At 70.6% G+C, this 23,917-nt stretch carries 22 protein-coding genes and 1 pseudogene; 17 read left to right on the top strand and 6 right to left on the bottom strand.

The genetic code is table 11. From position 1 onward, the window contains the following. Positions 1 to 28: 28 nt before the first annotated feature. Both corA and QZ433_RS08535 read left to right on the top strand, forming a co-directional pair. Entirely contained in the window at positions 29 to 1,027 is a 999-nt protein-coding gene (corA, locus tag QZ433_RS08540; RefSeq protein ID WP_295781952.1) for a magnesium/cobalt transporter CorA, read from the top strand. Between the two features lie 80 nt (positions 1,028 to 1,107). Further along, positions 1,108 to 2,613 carry an amino acid permease gene (locus tag QZ433_RS08535; RefSeq protein ID WP_295781950.1) on the top strand — a complete coding sequence of 502 codons (1,506 nt, stop codon included), beginning with the start codon at positions 1,108 to 1,110 and terminating at the stop codon, positions 2,611 to 2,613. A 169-nt stretch (positions 2,614 to 2,782) separates the two neighbouring features. On the opposite strand, the gene QZ433_RS08530 is transcribed toward QZ433_RS08535, so the two are convergent. Both QZ433_RS08530 and QZ433_RS08525 read right to left on the bottom strand, forming a co-directional pair. Next, the gene (locus QZ433_RS08530) at positions 2,783 to 3,964 is read right to left on the bottom strand and encodes a 4-hydroxybenzoate 3-monooxygenase (RefSeq protein WP_295781947.1); all 1,182 of its coding nucleotides are present in this window, start codon (positions 3,962 to 3,964) and stop codon (positions 2,783 to 2,785) included. 216 nt (positions 3,965 to 4,180) lie between these two features. Further along, positions 4,181 to 4,933 carry an IclR family transcriptional regulator gene (locus QZ433_RS08525; RefSeq protein WP_295781945.1) on the bottom strand — a complete coding sequence of 251 codons (753 nt, stop codon included), beginning with the start codon at positions 4,931 to 4,933 and terminating at the stop codon, positions 4,181 to 4,183. An 89-nt stretch (positions 4,934 to 5,022) separates the two neighbouring features. Between QZ433_RS08525 and pcaH the strand changes: the two genes are divergently transcribed. From pcaH to QZ433_RS08485, 8 genes are all read left to right on the top strand, one after another. Continuing rightward, positions 5,023 to 5,832, top strand: a complete 810-nt coding sequence (gene pcaH / locus QZ433_RS08520; protein ID WP_295781944.1) for a protocatechuate 3,4-dioxygenase subunit beta — start codon at positions 5,023 to 5,025, stop codon at positions 5,830 to 5,832. Positions 5,833 to 5,899: 67 nt separating this feature from the next. Beyond that, positions 5,900 to 6,457 carry a protocatechuate 3,4-dioxygenase subunit alpha gene (gene pcaG, locus QZ433_RS08515; protein ID WP_295781941.1) on the top strand — a complete coding sequence of 186 codons (558 nt, stop codon included), beginning with the start codon at positions 5,900 to 5,902 and terminating at the stop codon, positions 6,455 to 6,457. Further along, positions 6,447 to 7,820, top strand: coding sequence for a lyase family protein (locus QZ433_RS08510; RefSeq protein WP_295781938.1), 1,374 nt, complete (start codon positions 6,447 to 6,449; stop codon positions 7,818 to 7,820). The genes pcaG and QZ433_RS08510 overlap by 11 nt, the downstream gene beginning before the upstream one ends. Beyond that, positions 7,817 to 8,593: an alpha/beta fold hydrolase gene (locus tag QZ433_RS08505; protein ID WP_295781936.1), complete on the top strand. Its 777-nt coding sequence runs from the start codon at positions 7,817 to 7,819 to the stop codon at positions 8,591 to 8,593. The genes QZ433_RS08510 and QZ433_RS08505 overlap by 4 nt, the downstream gene beginning before the upstream one ends. Further along, positions 8,593 to 9,006, top strand: a complete 414-nt coding sequence (pcaC, locus tag QZ433_RS08500; RefSeq protein ID WP_295781933.1) for a 4-carboxymuconolactone decarboxylase — start codon at positions 8,593 to 8,595, stop codon at positions 9,004 to 9,006. The genes QZ433_RS08505 and pcaC overlap by 1 nt, the downstream gene beginning before the upstream one ends. Beyond that, positions 9,003 to 9,746, top strand: a complete 744-nt coding sequence (locus QZ433_RS08495; protein ID WP_295781931.1) for a 3-oxoacid CoA-transferase subunit A — start codon at positions 9,003 to 9,005, stop codon at positions 9,744 to 9,746. Before pcaC ends, QZ433_RS08495 begins: the two co-directional genes overlap by 4 nt. Then, on the top strand, positions 9,743 to 10,381 hold the full coding sequence (locus tag QZ433_RS08490) for a 3-oxoacid CoA-transferase subunit B (protein ID WP_295781928.1): 639 nt from the start codon (positions 9,743 to 9,745) through the stop codon (positions 10,379 to 10,381). The genes QZ433_RS08495 and QZ433_RS08490 overlap by 4 nt, the downstream gene beginning before the upstream one ends. A 3-nt stretch (positions 10,382 to 10,384) precedes the next feature. Continuing rightward, positions 10,385 to 11,551 carry a thiolase family protein gene (locus tag QZ433_RS08485; RefSeq protein WP_295781924.1) on the top strand — a complete coding sequence of 389 codons (1,167 nt, stop codon included), beginning with the start codon at positions 10,385 to 10,387 and terminating at the stop codon, positions 11,549 to 11,551. 118 nt (positions 11,552 to 11,669) lie between these two features. Here QZ433_RS08485 and QZ433_RS08480 read toward each other — a convergent pair whose 3' ends face one another. From QZ433_RS08480 to QZ433_RS08470, 3 genes are read right to left on the bottom strand one after another with little or no spacing between them, the layout of a single operon-like run. Further along, positions 11,670 to 12,320 carry a TetR/AcrR family transcriptional regulator gene (locus QZ433_RS08480; protein ID WP_295781921.1) on the bottom strand — a complete coding sequence of 217 codons (651 nt, stop codon included), beginning with the start codon at positions 12,318 to 12,320 and terminating at the stop codon, positions 11,670 to 11,672. A 26-nt stretch (positions 12,321 to 12,346) separates the two neighbouring features. Beyond that, on the bottom strand, positions 12,347 to 13,810 hold the full coding sequence (locus QZ433_RS08475; RefSeq protein WP_295781917.1) for a hypothetical protein: 1,464 nt from the start codon (positions 13,808 to 13,810) through the stop codon (positions 12,347 to 12,349). A 15-nt stretch (positions 13,811 to 13,825) separates the two neighbouring features. Continuing rightward, positions 13,826 to 14,989, bottom strand: a complete 1,164-nt coding sequence (locus QZ433_RS08470; RefSeq protein WP_295781914.1) for an FAD-dependent monooxygenase — start codon at positions 14,987 to 14,989, stop codon at positions 13,826 to 13,828. A gap of 210 nt (positions 14,990 to 15,199) precedes the next feature. On the opposite strand from QZ433_RS08470, the gene QZ433_RS08465 reads away from it, so the two are divergent. Both QZ433_RS08465 and QZ433_RS08460 read left to right on the top strand, forming a co-directional pair. Beyond that, positions 15,200 to 16,501, top strand: a complete 1,302-nt coding sequence (locus QZ433_RS08465; RefSeq protein WP_295781912.1) for a DUF6379 domain-containing protein — start codon at positions 15,200 to 15,202, stop codon at positions 16,499 to 16,501. Between the two features lie 9 nt (positions 16,502 to 16,510). Next, positions 16,511 to 17,989, top strand: coding sequence for a DUF6379 domain-containing protein (locus tag QZ433_RS08460; protein WP_295781909.1), 1,479 nt, complete (start codon positions 16,511 to 16,513; stop codon positions 17,987 to 17,989). Between the two features lie 37 nt (positions 17,990 to 18,026). On the opposite strand, the gene QZ433_RS08455 is transcribed toward QZ433_RS08460, so the two are convergent. Next, positions 18,027 to 18,965, bottom strand: a complete 939-nt coding sequence (locus tag QZ433_RS08455) for a LysR family transcriptional regulator (protein ID WP_295782008.1) — start codon at positions 18,963 to 18,965, stop codon at positions 18,027 to 18,029. 228 nt (positions 18,966 to 19,193) lie between these two features. Between QZ433_RS08455 and QZ433_RS08450 the strand changes: the two genes are divergently transcribed. The 5 genes and pseudogenes from QZ433_RS08450 to QZ433_RS08430 all read left to right on the top strand — a co-directional run. Further along, the gene (locus QZ433_RS08450; RefSeq protein ID WP_295781908.1) at positions 19,194 to 20,483 is read left to right on the top strand and encodes an extracellular solute-binding protein; all 1,290 of its coding nucleotides are present in this window, start codon (positions 19,194 to 19,196) and stop codon (positions 20,481 to 20,483) included. Positions 20,484 to 20,553: 70 nt separating this feature from the next. After that, positions 20,554 to 21,528: a carbohydrate ABC transporter permease gene (locus QZ433_RS08445; protein ID WP_136588281.1), complete on the top strand. Its 975-nt coding sequence runs from the start codon at positions 20,554 to 20,556 to the stop codon at positions 21,526 to 21,528. 1 nt (position 21,529) lies between these two features. After that, positions 21,530 to 22,366: a carbohydrate ABC transporter permease gene (locus QZ433_RS08440; protein ID WP_136588282.1), complete on the top strand. Its 837-nt coding sequence runs from the start codon at positions 21,530 to 21,532 to the stop codon at positions 22,364 to 22,366. Between the two features lie 93 nt (positions 22,367 to 22,459). Further along, positions 22,460 to 23,254: a TIM barrel protein gene (locus QZ433_RS08435; RefSeq protein WP_295781893.1), complete on the top strand. Its 795-nt coding sequence runs from the start codon at positions 22,460 to 22,462 to the stop codon at positions 23,252 to 23,254. After that, positions 23,251 to 23,917: pseudogene (locus QZ433_RS08430) on the top strand (choline dehydrogenase); the annotation flags it as partial. The gene QZ433_RS08435 and the pseudogene QZ433_RS08430, both read left to right, overlap by 4 nt.

Genomic DNA, 23,917 nt, shown 5'->3' with positions numbered 1-23,917 from the left:
CATAGCCGCGCACGGTACAACGGTAGACATGCCCATCATCGACAGCGCTGTGTACGTCGGCGGCCGACGGATCGAGAATCCGGCGAGCCTCGACCAGACGTTCGAGTACATGGAGGCGCACGGGGGCATGGCCTGGATCGGCCTGCTGCGCCCGTCGCCCGACGAACTCGAGCGCGTCGCCGCCGAGTTCTCGTTGCATCCGCTCGCTGTCGAGGACGCTCTGACCGGGCACCAGCGCGCGAAGCTCGAACGCTACGGCAGCAATCTGTTCGCCGTCCTTCGCCCGGCGCGGTACGTCGACTCGAGCGAGACGGTCGAGTTCGGCGAGCTGCACGTGTTCATCGGACCCGACTACGTCGTCACGGTCCGCCACGCCGAGGTCCCCGACCTGTCCGAGGTCCGGCGGCGGCTCGAGAAGAACCCCGAACTGCTCGCGCGGGGGCCCGAGGCCGTGCTCTACGCCATCCTCGACGAGGTCGTCGACCAGTACGACCCGGTGGCGCGCGGCATCCAGAACGACGTGGACGAGATCGAGGATCAGCTGTTCAGCTCGGAGGGCGCCGAGCTGACCCAGCGCATCTACGAGCTGGCCCGCGAGGTCATCCACTTCCAACGCGCGGTCGAGCCGCTGCGCGACATGCTCGAGGCCCTGCTGCGCGGAGCCGGCAAGTACGGCGTCGACATCGAGCTGCAGCGCTCCCTTCGCGACGTGCTCGACCACGTACTGCGTCAGTGCGAGAAGTTGACGGCCCTGCGCGCGATCCTCGACAACGCGCTCACGGTCAACGCCACGCTCGTCACACAGCGTCAGACCGAGACCTCGCTCGAGCAGAACGAGCAGGTGAAGAAGATCTCGGGCTGGGCGGCGATCCTGTTCGGGCCGTCCCTGATCGGGGCGATCTACGGGATGAACGTCACCAACATGCCCGAGCTCAACTGGACGTTCGGATACCCGATGGCGCTCGGCCTGATGGCCGCCACCTCGTACGGACTCTGGCTGACGTTCAAGCGCAAACACTGGCTCTGACCCCCGCGCGGCGCCCGGCACGCCGATCTCTTCGCGCTTGTCGGACGCCGATTGCGCGAATCGAGTGGTTCGATGGGGGCATGACCGACACTCCCTCGCGTCGCGGCGACGCCGAGCCGCCCACCACCTCGACCGTGCAGCTGGAGGACAGCGGCTACCACAAGCGTCTGTCGTCGCGGCAGGTGCAGATGATCGCGATCGGCGGTGCGATCGGAACCGGCCTGTTCCTCGGCGCCGGAGGTCGTCTCGCCCAGGCGGGGCCCGCGATCGTGCTCTCGTACGCCGTATGCGGACTGTTCGCGTTCTTCATCCTGCGCGCGCTCGGCGAGCTGGTGCTGCACCGCCCCACCTCGGGGTCGTTCGTGTCCTACGCGCGCGAGTTCTTCGGTGAGAAGGCGGCGTTCGTCTCGGGCTGGTTCTACTGGATCAACTGGGCCACCACGACGATGGTCGACATCACCGCGGCCGCGCTGTACATGAACTTCTTCGGCAAATACGTGCCGTGGATCGCCGCCGTTCCCCAGTGGGTGTGGGCGCTCGCCGCGCTCGTGACCGTGCTGGCGGTCAACCTCGTGTCGGTGAAGGTGTTCGGCGAGCTGGAGTTCTGGTTCGCGCTCATCAAGGTGACCGCCCTCGTGGCGTTCCTGCTCGTGGGCATCTACTTCGTCGTCTTCGGCACGCCGACGGGGGCACCCACCGGCTTCTCGCTGATCGCCGACAACGGCGGGTTCTTCCCCAACGGCATCCTGCCCGCCATCATCCTCATGCAGGGTGTGGTGTTCGCCTACGCCTCGATCGAGCTGATCGGCACCGCGGCGGGCGAGACGAAGAACCCCGAGAAGGTCATGCCGCGCGCGATCAACTCGGTCATCTTCCGCGTCGCGGTGTTCTACGTCGGGTCGGTGCTGCTTCTCTCGCTGCTGCTGCCGTTCACGGCCTACTCGAAGGACGAGAGTCCCTTCGTGACGTTCTTCGCCTCGATCGGGGTGCCCGGCGTGGACGTCATCATGAACCTCGTCGTGCTGACGGCGGCGCTGTCGTCGTTGAACGCCGGACTGTACTCGACCGGTCGCATCCTGCGCTCGATGGCGGTCGCCGGTTCCGCGCCGAAGTTCGCCGCACGCATGAACAAGGCCGGCGTGCCCTACGGCGGTATCGCGATCACGGCCTTCGTCGCGCTGTTCGGCGTCGTGATCAACTACGTCAACCCGTCCGACGCGTTCGAGACGGTCCTGAACGTCGCCGCCGTCGGCATCCTGGTCACCTGGGCGACGATCATCGTCTGCCAGATGCGCCTCAAGCAGCTCGCCGACCGCGGACAGCTGGTCCGGCCGTCGTTCCGGCTGTTCTGGGCGCCGTACACGAGCTACCTGACCCTCGCGTTCCTGCTGGTGGTGCTCGTGCTGGTCTTCATCGACTCACCCGCGACGCTGGTCGTGGCGATCGTGGCGAGCCTGCTCATCACCGCCGGCTGGTTCGCATGCCGAAAGCGCATCGCCGCTCTCGCCGCCGAGCGCGAGGGCTACACCGGCACGGTGCCGGTGGTGCCGAGCCCGTTCCCGCGGTCGCGCGACGGCGAGGACTGAGTTCGGACGTCCTCTCGCGGCGGCGCTCGTGCTCCGGCTCGGGCGCCGCCGTCGTACGCGCGGCGAGGGCGATGGAGTATCCCGGACACCCGGGTGATTTCGAGAACCGTCCGGGTGTTCTGGACACTCGCGGGCGCGGGCGCGGGCGCGGGCGGGGGTGGGGCGGAGGTCAGTCGTCGAACGGCCAGCCGCAGTAGGCCTCGGCCAGATAGGCGCGGCCGTGGGCGGAATCCACCACCGAGCGCAACTCGCCGACCTGCCGCCGACGGTCGAAGGCGGTGGCATCCGGGGCCACGTGCAGCAGGCTCGTCATCCACCATGAGAAGTGCTGCGCCTTCCAGATGCGGGCGAGCGCCCGCTCGGGGTAGGCGTCGAACGCGCGCTCGTCGTCTTCGAGCAGCAGACGTCGCAGGGCCTCGGCGAGCAGACGCACGTCGGCGATCGCCAGGTTCATCCCCTTCGCACCCGTCGGGGGGACCGTGTGCGCGGCGTCGCCGACGAGCGCGACGCGGCCGCGGCGCAGCTCGTGGGCGACGAAGCTGCGGAAGCGCAGGACGTCGCGCTGGAAGATGGGCCCGCGCAGGAGTTCGGTGCCCGGGACGCGCTTCTGCAGCTCGTCCCACAGCTGCTGTTCGCTGTACGCCGCGGTGTCGGTGTCGGGGGCGCACTGGAAATACATGCGCTGCACGGTGGGGGAACGCTGGCTCACCAGCGCGAAGCCGTCGGGGGAGTTGCTGTAGATGAGCTCGTCCGCACTCGGCGGCGCCTCGCACAGGATGCCGAACCAGGCGAAGGGGTACTCACGGAAGAACCCGCCCTGGCTCGAGCCGGTCACCGCGGCGCGCGCGACGCTGCGCGACCCGTCGGACCCCACGACCACGTCGGCCTCGATCTCGAGAACGTCGCCGTCCGCGTCACGGGCTCTCACGCGGGGCCGGGTCGTGTCGGCATCCTCGACGCCCTCGGCGGTGACGCCGAAGCGCAGGTCCTGCCCGGCGGCGAGGCGTGCGGCGATGAGATCCTTCAGCACCTCGTGCTGCGGGTAGAGCCACACGGCGCGGCCCACGGTCTCGGCGAAGTCGATGCGGTGGCCCTCGCCCTCGAAACGCAGTTCGATGCCGTCGTGCCGGTGCCCGACGGTGCGCGCGCGGGAGTGCGGGCCGAGGGTGTCGAGCAGCTCGACGGTGCCCTGCTCGAGGATGCCGGCGCGGATGGTGCTCTCGATCTCGTCGCGCGAACGCCGGTCGATCACGACCGAGGCGATGCCGGCGCGATCGAGCAGGTGCGCGAGCAGGAGTCCGGCGGGGCCCGCGCCGATGATCGCGACGCGGGTGCGGAGGGTGGTGGTCATGGCGTCTCCTTCGACGGTGGCTGTGTCGATGGTGCCTTTCCCGCAGACGCGCTGCCGCGGGGCTCTCATTGAACGGGATGTGGCTCGACGTGGTTCATCTGCAGGACCGGGCGGCCGCGGGGCGCCCCGTGCGGCACTTCGGGTGCCACACGCCCCACGGATCATGCAGATGGGCGTGCGACGTCGGCGGCCGGGCGGGGCCGGGGACCAGGCGCGTCAGCGCCGGTAGCCGAGGGCGCGCTCGGTGTCGCGCGCGGCGCGGTGCAACTCGACGAGGGCGAACTGCGTCTCGGCGTCTCGCGGCAGCACAGCCGACAGGGCGGCGATGACCGCCCCCGTCTCGTCGCGGATCGGCACCGCGACGCCAGTCGACACCTCGTCGACGTAGCCCGGGGCGATCACCCGGCCGAGCGTGCGGATCTCGGCGAGGGCGCGACGCAGGGCGGCCGGATCGACGATCGTCGACGGCGTGACCGCGGCGAGCGGGCCCGCGAGGACGCGCTCCTGCAGATCGCGCGGTCCGAAAGCGAGGAGCACCAGTCCCGACGACGACGCGTGCAGGGGCAGTCGGCCCGCCACCCGCGTGACGTTGGCGCCCGAGTCGGGGGCGCTCAGGCGCTCGAGGAACAACGCCTCGTCCTTCTCGAGGATCGCGAGCTGCGTGTGCTCGCGCACGCGCTGCTGCACGCGTTCCATGGCGGGCAGCGCCGCCTGCCGCAGGCGCAGCGCGTGGGACGAACGGGTGGCCAGCTCCCACAACCGCATGCCCACGCGGACGCGACGCTCCTCGTCGCGCTCGAGGAGTCCGGCATCCACCAGTTCGTTCACGATCCGGTGCGCCGACGAGCTCGGTAGACCGGCCCGGCGCCCGATCTCGGCCGTCGTCTGCGCCGTGCGCGTGGGCGTGAAGGTCTCGAGGATGCGCACCAGACGGTCCGTCACGGAGTCGCCCGAGGAGGAGTTCGCCACGGTACCACCATGGCACGACTCCCATTCAGCGGGAACGCTCTGCCGCAGCCCCGTCGCATGTCCGAGCATGGAGGGGTCGAAGGAGACCCATGACGAACCGCCCCGCCGCAGCACCCGAATCGCTGCTCGCCGCGCCCGACCAGGCGACGCAGGACGACATCGTCCGCGAGATCCGGGCCCGTCACGCCGAACTCGACCGCGCCGATGCCGCGGGCGAGGACGTGCCGGCGACCGCCCACGACTTCCCGGCCTACCGGTCGAGCGTGCTGCGGCATCCCACCAAGAACCCGAAGCTCGTGGACCCCGAGACGATCGAGCTGTTCTCGCCCGCGTTCGGGCAGCGCGACGTCGCCGCGATCGAGTCGGACCTGACACTGCAGCACGCCGGAGAGCCCCTGGGCGAGCGGATGACGGTGCAGGGCCGACTGCTCGACTCGTGGGGGCGCCCGGTGGCGAACCAGCTGATCGAGATCTGGCAGGCCAACTCCGCCGGTCGCTACATCCACCAGCGCGACCAGCACCCCGCCCCGCTCGACCCGAATTTCACCGGCGCCGGTCGCGCGATCACGGACGAGAACGGCGAGTACCGCTTCACGACGATCAAGCCGGGCCCGTACCCCTGGAAGAACCACCGCAACGCGTGGCGGCCCGCCCACATCCACTTCTCGGTGTTCGGGTCCTCTTTCACGCAGCGCCTGGTGACGCAGATGTACTTCCCGGGCGACCCGCTCTTCGCCCTCGACCCGATCTACAACAGCATCCACCGGCAGAAGGACCGCGACGCCCTCGTCGGCGTGTACGACCACGACCTGACCTCGCCCGAGTGGGCGACGGGATACCGTTTCGACATCGTCGTGGACGGACCCGACCGCACGTACTTCGAGGCGGAGGACGAGTGAGATGACGAGCACATCGAGGCACGATGCGGTCTCCGAGCCGGTCGAAGGGCGCGCAGGAGGGCCGGGCATGATCCCCGCCAAGACGCATCGCGCGACACCCGGCCAGACCGTCGGGCCGTTCTTCGCCTACGGCCTGGAGTACCCGAAGCAGCACGAGGTCGTCTTCCCCCATTCGCCCGGCGCGATCGTGCTGTCGGGCACGGTGCGCGACGGAGCAGGGGCGCCGATCCCCGACGCGCTGGTGGAGATCTTCGGGGCGGATGCCGACGGCTCGGTGCCGCGGGCGCGCGGGGCGTTCCGCCGCGACGACCACACCTTCACCGGTTTCGGTCGCGCCTTCACCGACGACGAGGGGCGCTACACGTTCTGGACGAGGGAACCCGGCATCCAGTCCGGTCGCGCGGGATTCTTCGCCGCGATCGTGTTCGCGCGCGGCCTGCCCGACAAGCTGCACACCCGCATCTACTCGCCGGCCGACGCCGCGGCGCTCGCCGCCGACCCCCTGCTGGCCTCGCTCGACGAGACCGAGCGCGCCAGCCTGATCGCGACCCGCACGCCCGAGGGGTACCTGACGCACGACATCCGGCTGCAGGGCGAGAACGAGACGGTGTTCCTTGCCTTCTGACACTCCGTCCGTCCTCGACATCGGCCTTCTCTCGCCCGTGAGCGTCGGGCACGACGACCTGCTGTCGGACGCCTTCGTGCTGCGCACGCTCGTCGACGTGGAGTGCGCGCTCGTCGCGGCCTACGTCGAGGTGGGCGCAGCCCCCCGCGAGGCGCGTGCGCACATCGATCATGTCTTCGGGCGCGACGAGAAGGGCGGGACGTCGATCCGCGCGCTCGACATCGCCCGGATCGTGCGCGACGCGGTCGCCGGGGGGAACCCCGTCATCCCCCTCGTGGGGATGCTGCGGGCCCAGGTCGATCTCGCCCATCGCGGGTGGATCCACCGCGGCGCGACGAGCCAGGACATCCTCGACACCGCGCTGATGGTCGTGGCGCGCCGCGCCGTCGAGCAGACGCGGCGGTCCACGAGCAACGCGGCCGCGTGGGCGCGACAGCTCGCCGAGCGGCACGCCGACGACGTCGCCGCGGCGCGCACCCTCACGCAGCACGCGGTGCCCACCACGATCGGTGCGCGTGCCGCGACCTGGGCGCGCGGGCTGGAACGCGCCGCCCGGCAGCTCGAGACCCTGACCTTCCCCGCGCAGCTCGCCGGGGCCGGGGGGACCCTCGCCTCGTTCGTCGAGGCGACCGGATCCCCGGATGCCGCCGACGCCCTGCCCGCGACCTTCGCCTGGGCACTCGGACTCGACGCCCCCGACGCCCCGTGGCACGTCTCGCGTGGTCCGGTGACCGAGATCGGCGACGCCCTCGTCCGCGCGATCGACGCGCTCGGCAAGGTGGCCGGGGACGTCGCGACCCTCAGCCGCACCGAGATCGGCGAGGTCTCCGAGGCGATCGGCGGGGGATCGTCCGCCATGCCCCAGAAGCAGAACCCCGCCGAGGCGGTGCTGATCTGCTCCGCCGCCCTGCGCGCGCCGCAGCTGGCTGCGACGCTGCACCTGGCATCCGCCCTCGCCGTCGACGAGCGCCCCGACGGCGCCTGGCACGCCGAGTGGCCGACCCTGCGGGAGCTGCTGCGGCTCGCCGTCGGCGCGTCGGCGCACGGGTCGTCGCTGCTGGCCCACCTGCGCGTGGACGTCGGCGCCGCGGCGGACAACGCCGCCCTGACCCGCGGCCGGCTCGTGAGCGAACGTCTGCGCGGAGTGCTCGTGCCGCTCATCGGCGCCGAGCGGTTCGCCGAGCTGCTCTCGGGCGACGACGATCTGGCGTCGCGCCTGCGCGCCCTGCCCGAGACGACCGGTCTCGACATCGAGTCCCTGGTGGACCCGGCCGGCTACCTGGGGCTGGCGCCTCGGCTCGCGCGGGGCACGACCCACGTCGGCCGCGGCACCGCTCGGGGCGGGAACGGAGAGAACCGATGACGACTCTCATCCGCCTGAACGAACCGGTCGGACCGGAGAACGCGCCCCTCGTCGTGCTCGGCCCTTCGCTCGGAACCTCGACGATCCTGTGGGAGGACGTGATCCCGCTTCTCGCCGACGACTACCGCGTCGCCGCGTGGGACCTGCCCGGACACGGCGCGGGGCCGCGCGTCTCGCACGCGTTCACCGTCGCCGACCTCGCGGATGCCGTGGCCGCCGCCGTGGCCGACGACACCTTCTTGTACGCCGGCGTCTCGCTCGGCGGGGCCACGGGGCTCGAGCTCGCCCGGCGCCACGGCGACCGCGTGCGCGCGGCCGCGATCGTGGCATCCGGAGCCGTTCTGGGCGACCCCGTGTCGTGGGCCGAGCGGGCCGCGCAGGCGCGGTCCCAGAGCACGTCGAGCCTGATCGTCGGCTCGGCGCAGCGCTGGTTCGCCCCCGACTCGATGGCCCGCCGCCCCGACCTGAGCGGCCGCCTGCTGCACGCGCTGCAGGACGCCGACGACGAGGGCTACGCCCGGTGCTGCGAGGCGCTCGCCGCGTACGACGTGCGCTCGACCCTCGCCGGCATCGACGTCCCCGTCCTCGCCGCGTGGGGCGCCCACGACGCCGTCGCCCCCGAGGCGAAGGCCGTCGAGATCGCCGAGGGCGTCGTCGACGGTCGCGTCGCGCGCATCGCGGACGCCGGTCACCTGCCCCCCGCCGAGCAGCCCGAGGCCGTGGCGGCCCTGCTGCGCTCGTTCTTCGCTTCCGTCACCCGAGGAGACTCCTGATGCCCACCGACCGGGAACGCCACGACCAGGGCATGGCCGTGCGGCGCGCCGTACTCGGCGACGCGCACGTCGACCGCGCGCGCGCCGCGACCACCGACCTCACCGCCGACTGGCAGGACTTCATCACCCGCGTCGCCTGGGGCGACGTCTGGTCGCGCCCGGGTCTCGACCGCCGGTCGCGCTCGATCGCGGTGCTGAGCTCGCTCATCGCCCACGGCCACCACGAGGAGCTCGCGATGCACCTGCGCGCGGCGATCCGCAACGGCCTCACGATCGACGAGATCCGCGAGGTCATCCTGCAGTCGGCGGTGTACTCCGGCGTCCCGGCGGCCAACACGGCCTTCCGCATCGCCGCGACGGTGTTCGCCGAGCCGGAGGCCGCGGACGTCCCCGCCGAGGAGGACGCCCGATGATCGACAAGACCGTTCCCGACGTCGCGGCGGCCGTGGCCGGCATCCGCGACGGATCGACCGTGATGATCGGCGGCTTCGGCCGCGCGGGCCAACCGGTCGAGTTGATCGACGCCCTCATCGCCCACGGGGCCGCGGGGCTGACCGTCGTCAACAACAACGCCGGCAACGGCGACACGGGCCTGGCGGCCCTGCTCGCGGCCGGACAGGTGCGCAAGATGATCTGCTCGTTCCCCCGGCAGAGCGACTCGTGGGTGTTCGATCGGCTGTACCGCGCCGGAGAGATCGAGCTCGAGCTCGTCCCGCAGGGCAACCTGGCCGAGCGCATCCGCGCCGCCGGAGCCGGGATCGGCGGGTTCTTCACCCCCACCGGCGTCGGCACGCACTTGGCCGAGGGCAAGGAGACCCGGCAGATCGACGGGCGCGACTACGTGCTCGAGTACCCCATCCGCGCGGACGTCGCCCTCATCAGCGCCCGCGCGGCCGACCGCTGGGGCAACCTGGTGTACCGCGAGACGGCTCGCAACTTCGGGCCCATCATGGCCGCCGCGGCCACCACGACCGTCGCGCAGGTCGACGAGATCGTCGAGCTCGGCTCGCTCGACCCCGAGGCCGTCGTCACGCCGGGGCTCTACGTCGACCGCGTGGTCGCGGTGGGGGAGCGGGCGTGGCTGCGCGACGGGGAATTCGTCGGCGGAGTCGACATCGAAGGCCGCGCCCTGGCATCCGAGGAGGATCGATGACCACCCGCATCTCGCGCACGCAGCTCGCCGCCCGCGTGGCATCCGACATTCCCGAGGGAGCCGTGGTGAACCTCGGCATCGGCGCCCCCACCCTGGTCGCCGACTACCTGCCCGCGGGGCTCGAGATCGTGCTGCACACCGAGAACGGCATGCTCGGCATGGGCCCCGCCCCCGCCCGCGGCAGCGTCGACCCCGACCTCATCAACGCCGGCAAACAGCCCGTCACCGCGCTCGCCGGGGCCGCCTACTTCCATCACGCCGACTCGTTCGCGATGATGCGCGGCGGACACCTCGACGTCTGCGTGCTGGGCGCGTTCCAGGTGTCGGCCGGGGGCGACCTCGCGAACTGGTCGACCGGGGAGCCCGGCGCGATCCCCGCGGTCGGCGGGGCGATGGACCTCGCGATCGGCGCGAAGGACGTCTACGTCATGACCGACCTGCTCACCAAGGGCGGCGAGCCCAAGCTCGTGGCGTCGTGCACCTACCCGCTGACCGGGATCGGATGCGTCTCGCGGGTCTACACCGACCACGGCGTCTTCGACGTCACCCCCGACGGCTTCCGCGTGCGCGAGCTGTTCGGCGACAACACGCACGCCGAGGTCGAGGCGCTGCTCGGCCTGAAGCTGGAGGACTGACCCATGCCCGCCTCGTTCGTCTACGACGCCGTCCGCACCCCGTTCGCCCGACACGCGAAAGCGTTCGCGGACGTGCGCCCGGACGACCTCGCGGCCACCGTCATGGCATCCGTCGTCGAACGGACCGGGATCGACCCCGCCCGCATCGAGGACGTCATCTTCGGCGACGCCAACCAGGCCGGCGAGGACAACCGCAACGTCGCGCGCTTCGGGGCGCTGCTCGCGGGATTCCCGTCGTCGGTGCCCGGAACGACGATCAACCGCCTGTGCGGATCGTCTCTGGATGCCGTGATCCAGGGCTCCCGCGCGATCGAGGCCGGCGACGCCGATCTGATCCTCGCCGGTGGTGTCGAGTCGATGACCCGCGCCCCCTTCGTGGTCGAGAAGAGTCCGCGGCCTTTCCCCGCGGCGAACCAGACGATGTGGAACACCTCGATCGGCTGGCGCATGACCAACCCGCGCCTGCGCAAGGACTGGACGATCTCGAACGGCGAGAGCGCCGAGAAGCTCGCCGAGATCCACGACATCTCGCGCGAGGAGCAGGACGCCTTCGCCGCGCGCAGCCACCGTCTCGCCGCGGCCGCGTGGGCGGACGGTCGTTTCGCCGACGAGATCGTGCAGGTCGAGGGGCACGCCCTCGCGCGCGACGAGGGCATCCGCGACGACTCCACCGCCGAGGTGCTGGCGGGGCTGCGCCCGGCCTTCCGCGCGGGCGGCACGGTCACGGCCGGCAACTCCTCGCCCATCAACGACGGTGCATCGGCCGTGCTGCTGGGTGCCGAGGGAGCGGTGGATGCCGACCCCCTGGCCCGCATCGCCGGTCGGGCCGCGTTCGGCAACGACCCCGACGTGTTCGGCGTCGCCCCCGTCGAGGCGGCGAACCGCGCCCTCGCGCGCGCCGGGCGGACGTGGGCGGACGTGTCGTTCGTCGAGCTGAACGAGGCGTTCGCGTCGCAGACGCTCGCGTGCGCGAAACTGTGGACCGAGCTCGACCCCGACCTGCTCAACCAGAACGGCGGCGCGATCGCGATCGGCCACCCCCTGGGTGCGTCCGGCGGACGCATCATCGCGCGCGCCGCGCACGAGCTGAAACGCCGCGGGGGCGGCGTCGCGGTGACGGCGATCTGCATCGGCGTCGGCCAGGGGCTCGCGGTGGTGCTCGAGCGCTGACGGTGCCGCCACGGCATCCGCCTCATGAGAACAGGGGATGCGGCGGGAACAGGGGATCGGCGCGGAACCCTTCTGTTCGGGGGACGCCGTCTCGTCGTCGTGACGCTCCGCGGTGCGGTCAGGCCGGGGTGACGATGAGCGACACCGTGCGCGCGAGCCGCTCGAGCAGGTCGTCCCAGCCGTACGCCCCGTCGGGAGTCGCGGTCGCGGCGACGCCCAACCCGAGGTAGCGCACGCAGAGGCTGTAGAAGACCTCGAACGCCCAGTCCGCCGTCTGCGGCGGCAGGTCGACGCCGTGCTCCGCCGCCGCGGCGAGCAGGGCCCGCACGAACGCGGCCTGCCCGGCGTCACCGGAGCGATGCCCCCTCTCGAGGATGGCCTCGTCGTCCACGCCGAGCAGGAAGAACGGCGACAGCAGGTCGCGGTTGGTCCGCAAGATCTCGGCGTAGGCGCCGACGATCCGGGTCGTCGCCTGAGCGAAGCTCGGCGCTCCGAGCCCCGCCGCACCGACCCGGAGCGCGGTCTCGTCGTCGAGGCGGTCGAATTCCTGGCTCTGCACGAGACGCAGCAGCTCGGTCTTGCCCGCGACCCGGCCGTAGATCGACCCGATCGACACCTCGGCCCGCGCGCTCACCTCGGCCAGTGAGAACTGCCCGGTCCCGCGTTCCCGGAGCAGCGCGAGCGCCGCCTGGCGCACTTTCGCGAAGGAGTCGCGACTGCGCTGCTGCTTCGGCTCCGACAGGCCGGCGCCGCTCGATCGTGTCGCCACCGTTGCACCTCGCTCCTCGCGCCCCGTCAGCCCGTCAGCTCCACGAGAAGGACCGACTGCGGCGGCAGGGCGAACTCCAGCTGAAGGCTACCGTCGGCGGACACCTCGATGTCGCGCGAGGTGTCGACCGCTCCCGTCATCGAGGCGGCCGACACGGTGACGGTGCGCCCGGCCCAGGGAAGACGGTGCAGGTCGAGGACGATCGACTCCACCCGTGCCGAGGCGAGGTCCGCGCGCTGCGGAGGCAGGGTCAGGCTCAGCTCGATGCGCTGCTCGCCGATCGGGATGCGGAAGGTGAAGCGATCCTCGTCGCGCGGCGCGAGCGCGCTGTCGGGGGCGGCGTAGTTCGCCACGAGCACGCGCACACGGTCGCCGTCTCGACCGGCGATGCCGACGAGACCCGACTCGTCGCCACCGGTGACGGCCAGCCTCCGGCCGCGCATCGCGCGCCCGGCGAGGGCGAGTGCACGGGAGCGTTCGTCGGGTCGGCCGTCCACGTCGCCGACCCCGCCCGGGTCCACGAAGCCGTAGTGCGGATCGCGACCGCTGTCGGCGCGGAAGAAGAACGCGTGGTCGATCACGGTGTCCTGCAGAGCGATGGCGGTCGCCGCCATGAACGCGCCCTTCTCCTCGGCGGGGGCGGAGCTGCTGGGCACCGCGAGGTAGTTCCAGTAGCTGAGCGTCAGATCGGTGTCGGTGAACCCGTGGTCGTCCAGGAGGGTCCGCAGCTCGCGCGCGACGTAGCGGTAGTCGAGCGGATCGCGGGTGCCGTCGGTGAACCAGAGGAACGAGAAGAAGTCGAGGGGGAGGGCGTTCTCGCGGACGAACGACAGGAACCCCTCGCGGTACGGCGCGTCCGCCTCGAGGGAGAACGCCAGAGAAGGACCTCCGACGGTCAGCGACGGGTCGACGCGCTGCACCGCCTCGCAGAAGGCGCGGTACATGGCGTAGAACTCCCGCGGCTCGCCGGCGAAGTGCAGAGGGCCGAAGTCGGGTTGGTCGCCGAACTCGTAGATGCGCACGGGCTTCGCCGGTCCGCCGGCCCACCCGTGCGAGTAGTGGCGCACGATGCGCTCGACGACCCGGCCGTACACCTCGACGTCGGCGGCGGGGAGCTTGTTGCGCGGGATCGAGCTGGCCACCGTGAACATCACCTCGGCGCCGAGGGCGTGCACGGACTCGACCCACTGGTCGGTCGCGGCGAAGTTGTAGCTCGCGGGGTCGTCGACGTCGGCGCTCCAGTCGGGGAAGAGGCTGGAGGGGTCGTTTCGCGTGTCCAGGCGCGAGACCCAGTCGAACGAGCGGACGACCGTGACCCCGGCCTCGCGCCACAGCGGCGTCATGTCGGGGAACTCGGGGTGATCGTCGACGGGTCCGGGGACGCCGCCGACGCCGTTCAGCGATCGGAAGGCGCTCTCGTCCGCGGCATCCACGACGAAAGTCCGGGTGCGGGATGCCGGGGGTGCGGCGGGGGCGTCGGGGTGCGGCATGTCGTGTCCTCGGTCTCAGTAGGGCATCCGCAGGAGGCGGTTGGCGTACTCGTTGGCGATCGGTTCGTCGTGGCGGAGGTGCTCGATGCGCGCCCGGTAGGCCTCGTCGGTGACGGAGTCGAACTCCTCGAGCATCGACTCGATCGAGCGCTCGTGCACGGCGCGCACGCGCGGCAGGCGGCGCTTCATGACATCGAGCTGGGCGTCGAGCACCGAGTCGTTCCGGGCGAGCTCCTGGGCGAGAACCACCCCGTCCTCGATGCTCATCGCCGCTCCGGACCCGAGGTAGGGGGTCATCGTGTGGGCGGCGTCGCCCAGGATCATCACGCGGCCGCGGAACCAGGGATAGGGCACCCACACCGTCGAGTACGGCGTGTAGGCGACGTTCTCGGCGAGGCGGACGTCGTCGAGCGCGTCGGCGAGGAAGTCCGACCCGCGGGTCAGGGCCGCGGCGCGGTCGTGCATGATCTCGGCCATCTTGCTCGCGTCGTAGCGGGGGCGCCCCTCTTCGGCCACGGTGAGCACCATGTACATCAGGTCTTCGGACAGGGGGGTGAGCATGATCTTGCCGCCGTAGCCCTGACAGATGATCGGCTGCATGATCTTGCGGCGGTTCGGAAGGCCCACGCGCCACGCGACCCCGCCGACCGGCCGGGGGTCGTACTTCTCGCCGAAGTAGTCGCGGCGGATCTGCGAGTGCAGGCCGTCGAAGCCGAGGACGAGGTCGTAGTCGGCCCGGTCGCCGGTGCTGAAAGTGACCGTCGCGGTGTCATCGTGTTGCGCGATGTCGGCGACGGTCGTGCTCATGCGGAAGGTGCAGCCGTTCTCGCGGGCGTGCCGGGCGGCGAGCTCGAGGAAGGCGATGCGCGACATCGTCACGCATCCCGGCAGGCCCTCGTCCTGCGTGCCGTAGCTCATCGTGCTGAGCAGGTTCCCCTCGGCGTCGTGATTGTCGATCCCGGGTGCGGGATGCCCGATCTCGAGCACCTCGTCGAGCAGGCCGATCTCGCGCACGGCGCGCAGGCCGTTGATGCGCAAGCCGAAGCCGACGCCGGCGACGCTGATCTCGGGCTTGTCGTCGATCACGTCGACCGTCGCGCCGATGCGGGCGAGTGCCGAGGCGGCGCTGAGGCCTCCGATTCCGGCGCCGACGACGAGAATCCTCAACGGGTGGGCCATGCGTGTGCTCCTCTTCGAGCGGTCGGAACCGCCTCGACGCGTCGGACGGAAAATCAAAACGGTGATTCGGATTCTGAACCTAGGCGTCGTCGGTACCGCCCCGCAAGCGAGCGACGTTCGCCTCGATGATGCGCGGCATCACATCCCCTTATGTCGCAAATCTGCAAAAGCCGAGTAGCGTCGAAGCGACCCCACACAGAAGGAGCGACGATGCTTCTCGAAAGAGACCTCATCCAGTCCGTCGGATTCCGCAACGTCCGGGAGGGCGGCGAGATCACCGGCTTCCAGTTCCGCGTGCGCATGCCCTCGTACCGCGGGATGGCCGCCTCGCTGATCGACGGGATCGCCGTCAACATCCCCGGCCTGGTCGACGTCGCACCCGACGTGCCGCTGTGGACGCTCCAGGGGCGGCAGTACACGCTCGCCCAGCTCTGGGACGGCGACGGCGTGCGCTGGCCGCTCGAGGACGCGGCGATCGTCACCGTCCCGCTGCCCGGGGGCCTCCCCGACGGCGTGCACGAGCTGTCGATCGAACTGCGCCTGCGCATGTCGTACATCCCTCAGGAGCACCAGCCGAGCACCTACCGCGTCACCAAGCACGTCACGCTCGCGCCCGAGGCATCCGGTGCCCCCTTCCGCTACGGCGTCTCGCTCTACAGCTACATGACCGACTTCGGCACGGTCATGGACCTCGAGACCGCGATGGCCTCGATCGCCGACCTCGGCGCGACCGGCATCGAGATCCTCGGCGAGGCGCACGTCCCGAACTACCCGCACCCCTCGGACGAGTGGGTCGCGCAGTGGTTCGCCCTCCTGCAGAAGTACGGCCTCGAGCCGACCAACATGGGCTCGTGGATCGACACGCGCCTGCACTCGAGCGGCCCGAACGGCCGCGACATGACGGTGGAGGAGGGGGCTGCGGCGCTGCAGCGCGATCTGCGTCTCGCGAAGCGCCTCGGCTTCCGCTTCGTGCGGCCCAAGATCGGCGTCGTCTCCAGCGACCTCATCCCGCACCCGATCTGGACCGAGGTCGTCGAGGCGTCCCTGCCGCTCGCCGAGGAGCTCGACGTGATCATCTGCCCCGAGATCCACTCGCCGACCCCCATCAAGCACGAGGTCGTCGACGACTACATCGCCCTCATCCGCCGCACCGGCACGAAGCACTTCGGACTCCTGCTCGACACCGGCATCTTCCAGGACCGCCCCATTCCGCTCAAGCCCGGCGAGCTGCCGGGTCAGCGTCCGGCGTTCCTCGACGGCATCCACGTGGACCCGAACGACGTGTTCGACGTCATCGAGAACGTCGTGTTCATCCAGGCGAAGTTCCACGACATCGACGCCGACCTGCACGACCAGCAGATTCCGTGGGAGCCCGTGCTGCGGGCGCTCAAGGACGCCGGCTACACCGGGTACCTCTCGAGCGAGTACGAGGGCGAACGCGAACCGTGGCGCTCGATCGAGCAGGTGCGCCGCCAGCACACGCTCATCCGCCAGATCGCCGACCGTCTCTGAGGGATCGACATGCCCAACGGACTCATCCACGACGACAGCCTGCGCACGCACCCCGACGGGCTGGCGCTGCGCCTGACGATCCCCTGGTACCGCAGCCTCTGGCTGTCGTCGGTGTCGACCCTCGCCCTGACCGTCGACGGGGAGCAGGTGGATGCCGACGACCTGCGCCTCGAGTTCGCCGACGCCTCGTACCGGCTCGACGAGCTGCCGGAGCACAGCGAACGGCTGTGGTTCCTGCAGGAGCACCCCCGGCTGGTCGCCCGCCGCGCCCGGCCCGTCGTGCTCGGCGAGACCCACGACGTCGTGCTGCACGGCGAGCTGCGCCTGCCGTACATGCAGATCGCCCCGGGCCAGGACGGCGGGCCCGGCATGTACGTGCCCAACGTCGCGCACGACGTCCGCACCCTCGACGTCGTCGACGCGGATGCCGGCATCCCGGCGCTCGTGTCGGACGTCACGCCCCCGCCGCCCGCGGCCGAGGAGGACCCCTTCCAGCTCGGCCTGACGCTGTACTCGGCCAGCGCGGAGTTCCGCGCGGGGTACTTCGACTTCGACGGCCTGCTCGACCGGGTCGCCCAGCTCGGTATCGGCCCCGGCATCGAGATCGTGGCATCCCAGATGGTGCCGACCTACCCGGTGGTCGGCGACGACTTCGTGCGCACGTGGCGCGCGGCGTTCGACCGCCACGGGTTCGTCGAGAGCTCGTTCGGCGCGAACCTCGACATGGGGCGCCGCCGCGATCGCGACATGACGCCCGACGAGGAGTTCGCGTTCTCGAAGCTCATGTTCGAGGGGGCGAAGAAGCTCGGCTTCCCCCTCGTGCGCATCCAGAGCGCCAAGCCCGAGCTGCTGCGTCGCCTGCTGCCGATCGCCGAGGACCTCGAGCTGAAACTCGCGTACGAGATCCATGCGCCGATGGGTCCGAACGCCGAACCGATTCTGCGCGTGCGCGAGACCTACGCCGAGCTCGACTCCCCGCTTCTCGGCTTCGTCGCCGACTTCTCCTCCACCATGCACGCGATGTCGCCGACCCTGCTGCGGGCCGTGCGCCGCGCGGGCCTCGACGACGAGGCGGTCCAGACGCTGCAGAGCATCTGGGCGACGGATGCCGCGATGCAGGCGCGCCAGCAGGAGTTCCTCGCGTACCTCCGCGGGCGGGACTTCGACCCGGGTCGGCTGGGCGCCTTCGCGCACCTGGCCTTCAACATGCACGGACACGTCGATCCGCGCGAGTGGGCCGACATCATGCCGCAGATCGTGCACGTGCACGCGAAGTTCTACGACATCGACGACGCCGGACAGGAGCCGGCGATCGACTATCCCGAGCTCGTGCGCGTGTTCGTCGAGGGCGGCTATCGCGGCTTCTGGTCGAGCGAGTGGGAGGGCCACGCGTTCGCCGAGCTGGGCGAGGTCGACCCGCTGCTGCTCGTGCGTCGCCAGCACGACCTCATCCGTGCGTCGATGCGGGCGGTGACCGCGGGGGTCTGAGGGCGACCGTGGCGCGATGACGGCCGGCGCCCGCCGCTCAGTGCGGCGGGTGGCCGGCCGCGATGCGTCGCCCGGCCTCGGCGAACAGCCCCCGCATCCACTCGTGCTCCGGATCGCGCGTGTGCGAGGGATGCCACCACAGCGCGCTCACGATCGGGGTCGCCGCGAAGGGCAGGGGCACCACGCGGATGCCGCCGATGCGCAGTAGATGCGGCGCGAGGGCCGATTGCACCAGCCCGACGCGGCGCGTCCCGCTGACGAAGTGGCCGACCGACAGGAAGCTCTCGAGCACGACTTCGATGCGCGGTTCGACGCCGAGCTGCTGGATCTGTCGGGCGGCTGACGTGAACGCCGAGCGCGACTGGAAGGTCAGCACCCACGGCATGTCGGCGAGATTCTGCATGGTGAGAGCCTCGCCGACCTCGGCGTTGTCCTCGGCGACGACGGCGAGCCAGTCGTCCTGCCAGAGATCGAGATGGGGCAGTTCCGAGACCGGGCCGTGGGGGATGACCATGGCGTCCGCCGAGCGCAGCCGGTTCGCGGCTTCCTCCACGATCCCGGGATTGTGCAGCATGTAGCGGAACCGCACTCCCGGCGCCTGCTCGGCGGCGAGCTGCGAGACCACGGTGCCGACCGTGACGAAGCCGTAGTCCGAGCCGTAGATCGAGAATTCGCGCGTGGATTCGGCCGGTGACCACGACGCCTGGCTCTCGAACACGCGCCGCGCCGCCTCCAGGGCGGTGCTCGTGTGATCGGTCAGGCGCACGGCGAACGGGGTGAGCTCGTACGTGTTGCCGCGGCGGGCGAGGATCTGGTCGTCGAAGTGCGCGCGCAGGCGCGCGAGCGACGCGCTCAACGCGGGCTGGCTCAGGTGCAGGCTCTCGGCGGCGCGCGTCACACTACGCTCGGTGAGCAGTGCGTCGAGGGCGACGAGGAGGTTGAGATCGAGGCGCGAGAGTGTCGCATGGTCGGTCACCACGGCGTGATCCTTCGCTCGGGGAAGCTGTGCTCGCATCGTATCAACGGCATCTATGCAGGCGCCAGGACGCATATCTCTCGGCGATGCGGCCGCGTTCGTGCGGCCTTATGCGCCGCATCGCGAAGACTTATGTGCTTTTTCGGCGCAACGCGCCGATACTGGGTCACACAGCACAGGCGCTCCCACCGAAGGGCTCGCCGACAACGTCGTCAGAAAGGCTGGCCCATGGCTCCGCAACGCCGCGTCACGCGCATCGCAGGTCTTCTCGCCCTCCCCGTCACCGCCGCTCTCGCCCTCTCGGGCTGCTCGGGCTCGAGCGCGGGGGACTCCGGGGGCGACGCCGAATCGTTCACCTTCACGTTCGCCACCTCCAACAACCTCGAGAGCCCGTACGAGACGCTCGCCAAGGAGTACATGGCGGCGAACCCCGGCGTCACGATCACCTCGAACCCGACCCCGAACGACAAGTACGGCGAGACCATCCGCACGCAGTTGCAGGCGGGGAACGCCTCCGACGTGATCATCACCGCGCCCGGCGCGGGTGACGCACGCGGTCTCAGCGCCCTCGCCCAGGCCGGGTTCTTCGAGCCGCTCGGCGACACGGCGACGTCGCTCGTGCCGACCGGCAGCGACACGCTCTTCGAGATCGACGGCAAGACCTACGGACAGCCGCTGGACTTCACCATCGGCGCCGTCGTCGCCAGCATGGGCACGGCGGGCATGAACGGGATCACGAGCTGGCCCACCACCATGGACGACTTCTACGCCGAATGCGGCAAGCTCGCGGGCGACGGCAAGTCGATGCTCGCCCTCGCCGGCGCCGCCGCCCCGAACGCGGGCCTCACGGCTCAGGGCATCGCGGCGACCCGCGTCTACGCATCGGACCCGAACTTCAACACCGAGCGGGCCGAGGGCAAGACCACCTTCGCCCAGAGCAAGGGCTGGGCCGACACGCTGCAGACCATCATCGACCTCAAGGACAAGGGCTGCTTCCAGGCCGGCGCCGAGGGCGGCGGCTTCGACGCCATCACCAACGGACTCGCGCAGGGCACCTCGGTCGGCAGCTTCATCCCCTCGGGCTCGGCGGTCGAGATCGCCGCGGCGGCTCCCGCGGAGGCCGACTTCAAGGTGCAGCCCTTCCCGGCCGCGGGCGGCGGCAAGCCCTTCGTGCTCGCCAGCTCGAACTACGCCGCGTCGATCAACGCGAAGTCCCAGAAGAAGGACGCCGCGAAGAAGTTCCTCGACTGGCTCGCCACCCCCGACGCGCAGGAGAAGTTCTACGAGGCCTCGGGTCTGCTGCCCATCTCGGAGTACAAGAACCTCGACCTGAGCAACACGATCTACTCCGAGGTCGTCGATGACATCTCGAACGGCTCGTACACCACCCTGCCCTCGAACGTCTGGCCCAACCCGGCCGTGTACGACGCGCTCTCGACGGGCGTCCAGGGACTGCTGACCGGCCAGAGCAGCATCGACCAGGTGCTCCAGAACATGGATGCGGCCTGGGGCAACTGAGTGAATCCGCCGCCCGGGCCCCTGGACCCGGGCGGCGGAGCCGCACCCCATCGAGGATGACGAGGACGCCATGAGCACCACCTTCCGAGCCGGCGAGGTCGCCGCCACCGAGACCGAGCGCGTGGTCCTGCCGCGCCGCGGCGGACGCCGCCGACAGGCTCCCGCCCCGCGGCGCAAGGGCCTGCTGAAGTTCGGCTACTGGTGGTGGGCGCTGCCGGGCATCCTCTTCGTCATCGGCATCCACTACGTCGCCACGAGCGTCGGCGGCTTCTTCGCCTTCACGAACTGGACCGGCATCGGGGCCTTCGAGCTGATCGGGCTCGACAACTTCACGCGCATCTTCCAGGACCCGACGAAGATCGGGGCCCTGTGGAACACGCTGTTCCTCGCCTTCGGATCGGTGATCCTCAGCAACATCCTGGGCCTGGGCATCGCCCTCGGGCTCAACCGGGGGCTCAAGAGCCGCTACATCCTGCGCACGCTCTTCTTCATGCCGGTCGTGCTGAGCCCGCTGGCGACCTCGTACATCTGGAAGTTCATCTTCGACTTCAACGGGCCGCTCAACCTCGTGCTGCGCGGGATCGGCCTGGACTCGATGGCCCGCGCCTGGATCGCCGACCCCACGTGGGCGATCTGGACCATCCTCGTGGTTCTCGTCTGGCAGAACATCGGCTTCTCGATGGTGATCTACATGGCCGGCCTCGCCGCCGTCCCGGTCGAGATCGAGGAGGCCGCAGCCATCGACGGCGCCAACCTGTGGCAGCGCTTCTGGCACGTCACGCTCCCCTCCATCCGCCCGGCCGTCGCGATCGCGACCACCCTCGGGCTGGTGAACGGACTGCGCGTCTTCGACCAGATCATGGCGCTCACCGGCGGCGGCCCCGCCGCGGCGACCGAGACGCTCGCGACGCAGGTCTACAAGCAGTCCTTCGCGCTCGGCAACTTCGGCTACGGCGCCGCCCTCGCGCTGCTGCTCACCCTGATCATCCTCGTCTTCGCCGTCATCCAGCAGCGCGTCACCGCCGACCGTTCGGAGGAGAACTGACATGTTCCGCTACACCAAGCTCACGGGACTGCGCGAGTTCCTGTTCTGGATCGCCGCGCTCGTCTTCCTGCTGCCGTTCTACTTCCTGGTCACGACCTCGCTGAAGTCGGACCGCGAGGTCATCACCTCGTCGACGCTGGCACCGCCGACGGCGCCCGACTTCGGCAACTTCCTCAAGGTGCTCACCGCCACCGGCAACTCGAACGTCGTGATGGGGCTCGTCAACAGCATCATCATCACGGCCGGCAGCATCGTGCTGCTGGTGCTCCTGGGTTCGCTCACCGGTTACGTGATCGCCCGCAGCACGCGCCGGTGGAGCCGCGTCGTCTACTACCTGTTCCTCGTGGCGATCGTGCTCCCCACGCAGCTCGGCACCGTGCCGCTGTACATCGGGGCGCGCGCGCTCGGACTCACCGGCTCGGCCTGGGGCATGATCATCCTCTACACCGGGATGCTCCTGCCGCTCGCGATCTTCCTCTACGCGGGGTTCTTCCGCGGGCTCGGCACCGAGTACGAGGAGGCGGCGACCATCGACGGCGCCAGCCGCACGCAGATCTTCTTCCGCATCGTGCTCCCGTTGATGTCGCCCGCGACGGGGACCGTGGCGATCCTCGCCGGCCTCATCGTGTGGAACGACTTCTTCACGTCGCTGATCTTCCTCGGCGGTTCCGCGAACCAGACCCTCCCGGTCGCCATGTACTACTACATCGGCTCGCTGGTCTCGGCCTGGAACCAGATCTTCGCGATCGTCATCGTCTCGATGATCCCGATCCTCGCCTTCTACCTGTTCGCCCAGAAGCGCTTCATCCAGGGCTTCGCCGGCGGCTTGAAGGGCTGACCCCTCTTCTCACGGGCTGAGCCTGCCCAGATGGATGCCGCGAAGCGCGGCATCCGTCGATCGTCGCGCCCCGCAGTCGAAAGGACACACCCCATGTACCGACTCGCTCCCAACATCGAACTCCTCTTCACCGAGGCCGGCGATTACCACGACCGCGTGCGCGCGGCCGCGGCCGCGGGCTTCGACGCCGTCGAGATGTGGGGTCCCACCGGGGTGGACGCCCCGGCGACGCCCAAGGACCTGCCGGCGCTGAAGGCCGCGCTCGAGGAGACCGGCGTGCAGCTCACCGCGCAGCTGAGCGAGCCGCGCACGCAGTTCATGATCCCGCCGTGGGACCACTCCGAGTTCTTCCGCAAGCTCGACGAGGGCGTCGCGATCGCGCGGGATCTCGGCTGCCCCCGCATCGTGGTGGGAAGCGGCACGGGCTTCGGCGGGTGGAAGCGCCAGGTGCAGCTCGACAAGCTGATCGAGATCTACCGCACGGCGATCGCCCAGATCGAGGGATCGGGCGTCGGTCTCGTGCTCGAGCCGGTCAACGTGCGCGTCGACCACCCCGGCTCGCTGCTGGACCGCACCGCCGAGGGGGTCTACGTCGCCCGCGGCGTCGACTCGCCGCACTTCGGGGTGCTGTACGACATCTACCACTCGGCCGTCGAGGGCGAGGACATGGAGGCCGAGCTCGTGAACGCGGGCGACCTGATCCACTACGTGCAGCTCGCCGACGCTCCCGGTCGGGGGGAGCCCGGAACGGGCTCGCTCGACTGGGCCGAGCGCTTCCGCCTGCTCCGCGACAGCGGCTACGACGGGCCCGTCGGCCTGGAGTACTACCCCACCACCGCGTCGGAGGCCTCGGTCGCCCACGTCGTCGAGATCGCGCGCGCGGCATGAGCGCCCGGGAGTACCCGGCATCCGTCGATGTCGTCATCGTCGGCAGCGGGCCGACGGGTTCGGCGTACGCCCGGATCCTCTCGGAGCGGGTGCCCGGAGCGAGCATCGCGATGTTCGAGGTGGGGCCGACGGTGTCGAACCCGCCCGGCGCGCACGTGAAGAACATCTCCGACACCGCCGAACGCGCTCGCGCGCAGGTGGCGTCGGAGGGCCCGGGGGAGCGCGGCGAGAAGGTCGCCAGCCCCGGGGCCGCCCGTGCCGGGGTGCGGGGGGCGCGCCCCGGCACGTTCCTCCTCGACGAGGGCTACGCCTTCGAGGGCGAGGACGGGATGCCCGTCGCCGCGATGTCGAGCAACGTCGGCGGCATGGCGGCGCACTGGACGGGCGCGTGCCCGCGGCCCAACGACAGCGAGCGCATCGCCTTCCTCGACGACCTCGACGAGCTCCTCGACGAGGGCGACCGCCTGCTGGGGGTGACGCGGGACGCGTTCGACGCGGCGCCCTTCGGCGAGATCGTGCGCGAGCGCCTCTCGGCCGCGGTGGACGCGGGTCGCGTCGACGCCACGAAGGTGCAGCGGATGCCGCTCGCCGTGCACCGCCGCGACGACGGTCGGCTCGTGTGGTCGGGCTCGGACATCGTCCTGGGCGACGTCACGCGCGAGA

Source organism: uncultured Microbacterium sp. (assembly GCF_913776565.1).
Lineage (GTDB): Bacteria > Actinomycetota > Actinomycetes > Actinomycetales > Microbacteriaceae > Microbacterium.
Note: the sequence above shows the minus strand (reverse complement) of the source record. Positions and strands in the feature narration are given on the sequence as shown.